At 65.6% G+C, this 6,740-nt stretch carries 8 protein-coding genes; 5 read left to right on the plus strand and 3 right to left on the minus strand.

The genetic code is table 11. From position 1 onward, the window contains the following. Positions 1-720 (minus strand): protein kinase (locus VFW45_00720; GenBank protein ID HEU5179286.1); only part of this gene is annotated, 720 nt, incomplete at its 3' end. Positions 721-1,063: 343 nt separating this feature from the next. Here VFW45_00720 and VFW45_00725 point away from each other — a divergent pair. From VFW45_00725 to VFW45_00740, 4 genes are read left to right on the plus strand one after another with little or no spacing between them, the layout of a single operon-like run. Then, positions 1,064-2,062: an ABC transporter ATP-binding protein gene (locus tag VFW45_00725; GenBank protein ID HEU5179287.1), complete on the plus strand. Its 999-nt coding sequence runs from the start codon at positions 1,064-1,066 to the stop codon at positions 2,060-2,062. Further along, entirely contained in the window at positions 2,059-2,847 is a 789-nt protein-coding gene (locus tag VFW45_00730; GenBank protein ID HEU5179288.1) for an ABC transporter permease, read from the plus strand. The genes VFW45_00725 and VFW45_00730 overlap by 4 nt, the downstream gene beginning before the upstream one ends. Then, entirely contained in the window at positions 2,844-3,485 is a 642-nt protein-coding gene (locus VFW45_00735; GenBank protein HEU5179289.1) for an SCO family protein, read from the plus strand. The genes VFW45_00730 and VFW45_00735 overlap by 4 nt, the downstream gene beginning before the upstream one ends. A gap of 51 nt (positions 3,486-3,536) precedes the next feature. Further along, on the plus strand, positions 3,537-3,968 hold the full coding sequence (locus tag VFW45_00740; GenBank protein HEU5179290.1) for a DUF420 domain-containing protein: 432 nt from the start codon (positions 3,537-3,539) through the stop codon (positions 3,966-3,968). A gap of 133 nt (positions 3,969-4,101) precedes the next feature. On the opposite strand, the gene VFW45_00745 is transcribed toward VFW45_00740, so the two are convergent. Together VFW45_00745 and VFW45_00750 are read right to left on the minus strand one after the other, a co-directional pair. Then, positions 4,102-4,521, minus strand: a complete 420-nt coding sequence (locus VFW45_00745; protein ID HEU5179291.1) for a cytochrome C oxidase subunit IV family protein — start codon at positions 4,519-4,521, stop codon at positions 4,102-4,104. Positions 4,522-4,529: 8 nt separating this feature from the next. Further along, complete coding sequence (locus VFW45_00750; protein ID HEU5179292.1) at positions 4,530-5,132, minus strand: cytochrome c oxidase subunit 3; 603 nt, start codon at positions 5,130-5,132, stop codon at positions 4,530-4,532. 320 nt (positions 5,133-5,452) lie between these two features. Here VFW45_00750 and VFW45_00755 point away from each other — a divergent pair. Beyond that, positions 5,453-6,740 (plus strand): hypothetical protein (locus VFW45_00755; protein ID HEU5179293.1); only part of this gene is annotated, 1,288 nt, incomplete at its 3' end.

Consider the following 6,740-nt stretch of genomic DNA (forward strand, 5'->3'; position numbering starts at 1 on the left):
CATCGTGGCCGCCAGATCGGAATCGGTGGAGCGGGCCACTCCGAAATCGATCACCTTGGGCTGTCCGCCGGCGTCCACGAGAATGTTGGTGGGCTTGAGATCCCGATGGATGATTCCCTTCTGATGACCATGGTGCACCGCATCACATACGAGAATGAACAGCTCGATCCGCTGACGCGTGGAAAGCCGGTGGTCGAGGACGTAACGGGTGATGGGAAGGGCCTGAGCGACAAACTCCATCGCGAAGAAGGGGACCGGCCCCGTCCCGTCGTCGTGGGTGCCTGCTTCGTAAATCTGGGCGATGCCTGGATGGCGCAGTCGGGCCAGGACCTCGGCTTCGTAAGCGAACCGCCTCAAGGTCGACTGGGAGGCGAAGGAGCTATTGATGAGCTTGAGCGCCACCAGACGGCGCGGTTGTCTCTGCTGCGCTTCGTAGACCGCCCCCATGCCCCCCTCTCCGATGAGACGGCCAATCGTGTACCCGCCGATGATCCGCCCTTCGAGTCCCGCGGAAGCTGTGGGGCCTCCCTCCAGAAAGGCTTCCCGTTCTGCCACCTGGTCCTCATCGAGCAGGGTCTGGAGATCCGCGCCCAGGGCAGGGTCGCGCTCGCGCAGGTCCGCCAGCCAGGAAGCTCGCTCCTGCTCCGGCAGCTCCATAGCCTGATGCAGATAGGGACTCAGTACCTTCCAACGCTCAGGGCTGAAGGGTGCCAATCTCACCTCGGATCCATGCGGCGGAGCTTTGTCGCGTTCTTGTTGCTTTGGGTAAAGGGGCGCTGTTGGAAGAATTCTACGTCCGGTATGGAGTCACAGGTCAACATCCCCTGCGCCTTCCTTTTCAGCACGTGCCGTTTCCCGCCTTCCCCAGGCCCTCATGGTCCCTTCCTCCTGTTCGTCGTTCCGTTGTCGTCCCCAAGTCCCCTCACCTGGAAGATCGGAACCGGGCTTCCCGGGACGACAGCCCATGCAAAGATTTCTCAAGGGGACGGTGCGCCTGAAAGGGAGGTTTGGATGACACTTTGCGGCGGGACGTATATCATCCCGCTCTCACACCAGGAGGAACATGCCGCCTGAAGAAACAGCCGTGGAGGTCCGGGACCTCCGGCACCGCTACGGGGAGCGCGAAGCCCTGAAAGGAGTCTCCTTTACGGTGCGCCGGGGAGAGGTCTTCGCCCTGCTGGGACCCAACGGCGGCGGCAAGACCACGCTTTTCCGCATCCTGTCGACCCTGATGGTCCCGACCTCCGGCTCGGCTCGGGTCTTCGCCACCACCCTGGAAGCGGGCGCCAGACCGGCCGCGCTTACCGAGGTGCGCCGGGAAATCGGGGTGGCGTTTCAGGCCTACAGCCTCGACAAGCACCTGACCGTCGCCGAGAACCTGATGCACCAGGGCCACCTCTACGGGTTTTCGGGAAGTGCGCTCCGGCGCCGGATCGACGAATTGCTCGAGCAGTTCCGCCTGGCCGACCGCGCGCGCGACAAGGTGGCGACCCTTTCGGGGGGGCTCGGCCGCCGGGTCGATCTCGCCAAGTCGATGCTCCACAAGCCAAAGCTGCTGCTTCTGGATGAGCCATCGACAGGGCTCGATCCGGGAGCGCGCCGCGATCTGTGGGACTACCTGCTTGCTCTGCGAAGCCGCGACGGGGTCACCGTCCTGATGACGACCCACATCCTGGAGGAAGCGGAGCGCTGCGATCGGGTCGGCATCCTCGACCGGGGTGAGCTGGTGGCGGTGGACTCTCCGAGCGCGCTCAAAGGACGCATCGGCGGCGACGTCGTGTCGATTGAGACCTCGGCGCCGGCGGAGCTGGCGGCCGCCATCCGCGCGCGCTGGGGAACCGAGGTGCAGGTCGTGGATGGGACGGTGCGCTTCGAGCACGCGGAAGGGCACCGCTTCGTGCCGGCGCTGATCGAGGCCCATGCCGGTCCGATCGATGCCGTGACGGTGGGCCGCCCGACTCTCGAAGATGTCTTCATCCGCCTCACCGGCCACCGGTTCTGGGAGGAAACGGACGGCGGCGAGACGAAACCGGGAACGGCAAGGGGGAGGAAAGCCGGATGAGCCTGGCGCTCGCTTCCTATTCGCTCTGGCGCCGCGAACAGGTGCGCTTCTTCCGCCAGGGGAGCCGCGTCTTCGGCGCCTTCGTCCAGCCACTGATGTTCTGGGCGCTGTTCGGGGCGGGATTGGGCGCCTCGTTCCGTCCGGCGGGGGCCGGCTCGGCTAGCTTCAAGGAGTATTTCTTTCCCGGGACGATCATCCTGGTCCTGCTGTTCACCGCCATCTTCTCCACCATCTCGGTGATCGAGGACCGCCGGGAGGGTTTCCTCCAGGGAGTGCTGGTGGCGCCCATTCCGCGCAGCGCCCTGGTCCTCGGGAAGGTGCTGGGCGGCACGACGCTGGCGGTCCTGCAGGGGGCCGCGCTGATGGTCCTCGCCCCGCTCGCGGGGTTGCGGGTCACGGTCGTCGGCATCCTGGAGAGTCTCGTAATCCAGGTGGTGGTCGCCTTCGCGCTGACGGCCCTTTCCTTCTGCATTGCCTGGCGGATGGAATCGACCCAGGGGTTCCACGCCATCATGACGGTCTTCCTGATGCCGCTGTGGCTGCTGTCCGGGGCATTCTTCCCGGCCGAGGGGGCGCCGGGGTGGCTGGCAATCCTGATGCGCATCAACCCGCTGACCTACGGCGTGGCCGCGCTGCGGCGGGTCCTGGAGCGCGGCGCTCCGGCGGAGGCGATGGCCGGCCTCCCTTCGTGGCCCACCTGCATCGCGGTGACGCTGCTGTTCGCGGCGGTGACCTTCACCGCGGCATCGTATCTGACGCTGCGCCGCGGAAAGGACGGGCGTTGAGCGAACCGACGCGCAAGCTGCCGACGGCGATCCTGTGGGCCGTCCTGCTCCTGGTGATCGGCGGCGTCGCGACAGCTTATCTGGGGACAAAATACAGCGCTTCATCCCGGGCCGCGAAGCTCCCCATCCTCGCCAGCCTTCCCGAATTCTCGCTGACCGACCGCAGCGGACGGACGGTCACGCGCCAGGAGATGATGGGCAAGGTGAGCGTAGTCGATTTCATCTTCACCAACTGCGCCGCACAGTGCCCGCAGGTAACCGCGCAGATGGTCAAGGTGCAGGCGTTCGCCCTGCCCCGCTGGAAAGACGTCCTGCTCATGAGCCTGACCGTGGATCCGGGAAACGACACGCCGCAGGCGCTGGCGAAATATGCCAAGGACTTCGAGGCCGACCCGAAGCGCTGGCTGTTCCTGACCGGCCCCAAGGATCGGCTGGACGATCTGACCCGCAACGGCTTCAAGGTGGCGTCGAATTCGCCCGTTCCAGTCGACACCTCGCCCGATGCCATCCTGCACAGCGTGTCGCTGGTCCTGGTGGATCGCCAGGCGCGCGTCCGTGGCTACTACCAGTCGACCGACACGGACGACATGAAGAAGCTGCGCGGCGATCTCGCGGCCCTCGCCTCGAGCGGCGGGTGAGCTCGCTGACGACATGCTTCACGGACAGATCGATCTGAGCCGCCCGGGCGCATGAGCATCATCCAGACCCTCCCCCATCTCAATGCCAGCCTGAACTTGATGAGCTTCATCTTCCTGGTGTCGGGATACCGCTTCATCCGGCGCCGGGAGATCGCGGCGCACCGCGCCTGTATGATTTCCGCCTGCGTCACCTCGCTCCTCTTCTTCGCCTCCTACATCACCTATCACGCGCAGGTCGGCTCGGTGCGCTTCCCGGGAACCGGACTGGTGCGGACCTTCTACCTCACGTTGCTCGCTTCCCACACGATTCTCGCCGCCAGCGTGCCGGTCCTGGCGATCATCACCCTGACCTTCGCCCTGCGCGAGCGCTTCGTCTCGCACCGCCGCATCGCGCGATGGACCTTTCCCATCTGGGCGTACGTCTCCATCACCGGCGTGATGGTCTACGTGATGCTCTACTGGATGTACCCGCCGCGCGGTTGAGCCGGGAAAGTCAGGTTGCTTCGGAAGGGCCGCGTCGAGGCCGGCGAGCCGCCCGGATTGCAAGGCGCCTCGAGGCGCCGCGTCAGGCGCGGCTACGCAAGCGAGCCGCAAGCCGGGATGGATCGCGGGCGAGCTAGGCGGGGCCGCCGTCGGCGGGAGCTTGAGGCGCCGCCGGCTTCGTGTCGGGAGCGGGCGCGGGCTGGCCGGCGGGCTCCGTTCCCTGCTGCGGCTCTTCCTGGCCCGGCAGGACCCAGCGCTCCGGCGGCTTGCGGGGATAGTTGAACACCGAATCGGGTGTCAGCCCGATGATGATCACGGCCGACAGGATCAGCGGCGAGACCACGATCAGGGCGAGGGTGCGCTTCTCCAGCGCCAAGTGCATGAAGTAGGCCGCCACCAGCCCCGCCTTGGCGAGCGCCATGGTGATCAGGCTGATGATCATGACGAGCTTGGGCAGGTGCAGGTAGAAGATGCCGACTTCCGCGAGCGTCAGGACGAGAAGCGCCCAGAACACCCCCATGTAATTCGGCTCTTTGTGCTCGGCCGCTTCCATCTCCCGCCTCAGATCAGATAGACGAAGGTGAAGACCAGGATCCAGATCAGATCCACGAAATGCCAGTAGAGCCCGACGATCTCGACCGAGCCCCAGCGCTGCGCGCTGTAACGTCCCCGCGCCGCGGCGGCCAGGATGAAGCCCAGGTAAATGACGCCGCTGAGGACGTGGCAGCCGTGGAAGCCGGTCAGGACATAGAAGGTGGCGCCGAACAGGCTCTTCTGGACCGTGAGCCCCTCATTGATAAGGTGGGTCCATTCGTAGGCCTGGATCCCGAGGAAGCTGGCGCCTCCCAGCATCGTGAGCGCCAGGAACTTTTTGAGGCCGGCGACGTTTCCATGCTGGATCGCCGAGACCGCCTTGACCATGGTGACCGACGAGCAGATCAAGATGAAGGTGTTGAGGGCGGTGAGCGGGACTCCGAGGATCGACGACGGGACCGGCCACAGCGGATTGCTCATCCGGACCGCTGCATAGGCGCACAGCAGCCCCGCGAACGACATCGCGTCGCTCATCAGGAACAGCCACATCATGATCTTGCCCCAGTCGGGGCTCAGGGGAGACGGCTGCGCGGGATCGATCGGGTGGCTCATGGCTGCGGCATGGTTCACGACGTCTGGCGCTCCGAACGGGCTTTATTGGAGGCGGCGAGCATTCGCCTGCCCCATCGAGCCCGGAAATTTACCATAGCCCTTTCGGGGGCCGCAACAGGAACCGGACTGCCTACCCACACCCGGCGGTCGAGGTGGGCTCAGGCGCGCAAGTCTTGTGGCACCTTTTGGCGATTTTCTTCATTGCGGCGGGATCGCCGGCGGCGGTATATTCCGACTCCGAATCGCGGATGGAGCGAAAAACCCCCGCGATCGCCGCCGGACCCTCTACCAGACCCCGACCTCGGCATCTCTCTCCAAACGACTGGCGCGGGGGGCATATGGAGTCGAAGCCGGGCCGCTACGGAACCGAAGACCTGTTCGTCCGCGCTCTCTTTCATCCCGGGTACTGGAAGACGCTGGCCCGGCTGCTGCGCTGGGACCGGACCCGCGTGACGCTGGAAGACTCCATGCTGCGCTTCAGCAACTACGGGTTCGAGCCTGCCAGCGTCTTTCCCTCCGGCAGCATCACCAAGGACCAAATCCAGGAAATCAACCTGGCCTCCTATCCCTCCCAGCTGCGGCTGAAGAGCGGCGAGGTCCTTTTCATCCCCCAGGTTCCCCGGGACAGGGAGGCGCTCCTCGCATTCGTCGACCTTCATGACCTGCCGACCCAGCGGCGCAGCTCCGTCTGGGGCGCGCTGCTGGAGCCCTTCCTCGACTCGTCCGAGGAGCAGGAGACGATCGACCGGCAGTTCACCTGGTTCGCGAAGGTGGGGCTGGACCGCGAGGAAGTCGATCGAATCCGCCGCGAGATCGGCATCGCCATGATCGCCTACAACTTCGGAACCAGGCTGTGGGAATGGGCGATCCTCGGCATGTACGACGCCTTGCGGGCGCAGCGCGCCCGTTTGTCGCGCAAGGACTTCGCCGATTTCTACGGCCGGGCCATGCGGCTCGCCGCCCTGGATCCCGTGGCGACGGACACACCGGCAACGACCACAACCGTCTCCGATACGCTGTTCTCCGTCCTGCTCGAATGGTATCCACGGAAGAAGCCTGGGAAGATCAAGGATTTCACCAAGGAGTGGACGGCGCGGACGGAGAAGATCGAGGCGCTGAAGAAGACGCTGCTCGAGCAGCTCACGGCGGCCTACTCGGAGCCCCATCGCCGCTATCACAGCCTCGCGCACCTCGAAAGCTGCGTGAACGAGGTGAGCGGCGCCTGGAGCCGCGCCGTCCATCTCGAGGAAGTCCGCTGGGCCGTGCTGTTCCACGACGCCGTCTACGATCTTCGGCGACAGGACAACGAGGCGCGCTCCGCCGCCTGGGCCCTGCACGTCATGGACGAGCTCGGGCGCCCGGAGGAGGAGAAGGCGCGGGTCCAGGGGATGATCCTGGCGACCGCGCATTCCGGGAAGCCGCACACCACCGACGAGGCACTGATCATGGACATCGACCTGTCGATCCTCGGTGCCGACGAAGCGACGTTCGACGAGTACGAGCGCAACGTCCGGGCCGAGTACGAATGGGTGCCGGAGGAGATCTACCGTCGCGAGCGCGCCGCCATCCTGCAGCCCTTCCTGAATCGGGAGCGCATCTACCACACCTCCCTTTACCGCCGGCGCT

The sequence above is a fragment of the Candidatus Polarisedimenticolia bacterium genome (assembly GCA_035764505.1).
Lineage (GTDB): Bacteria > Acidobacteriota > Polarisedimenticolia > Gp22-AA2 > AA152 > AA152.

Coding starts and splice junctions, on each gene's coding strand:
- VFW45_00745 (HEU5179291.1), bottom strand. CDS start 4,521: ATGGAAGCGGCCGAGCACAAAGAGCCGAATTACATGGGGGTGTTCTGG.
- VFW45_00730 (HEU5179288.1), top strand. CDS start 2,059: ATGAGCCTGGCGCTCGCTTCCTATTCGCTCTGGCGCCGCGAACAGGTG.
- VFW45_00725 (HEU5179287.1), top strand. CDS start 1,064: ATGCCGCCTGAAGAAACAGCCGTGGAGGTCCGGGACCTCCGGCACCGC.
- VFW45_00740 (HEU5179290.1), top strand. CDS start 3,537: ATGAGCATCATCCAGACCCTCCCCCATCTCAATGCCAGCCTGAACTTG.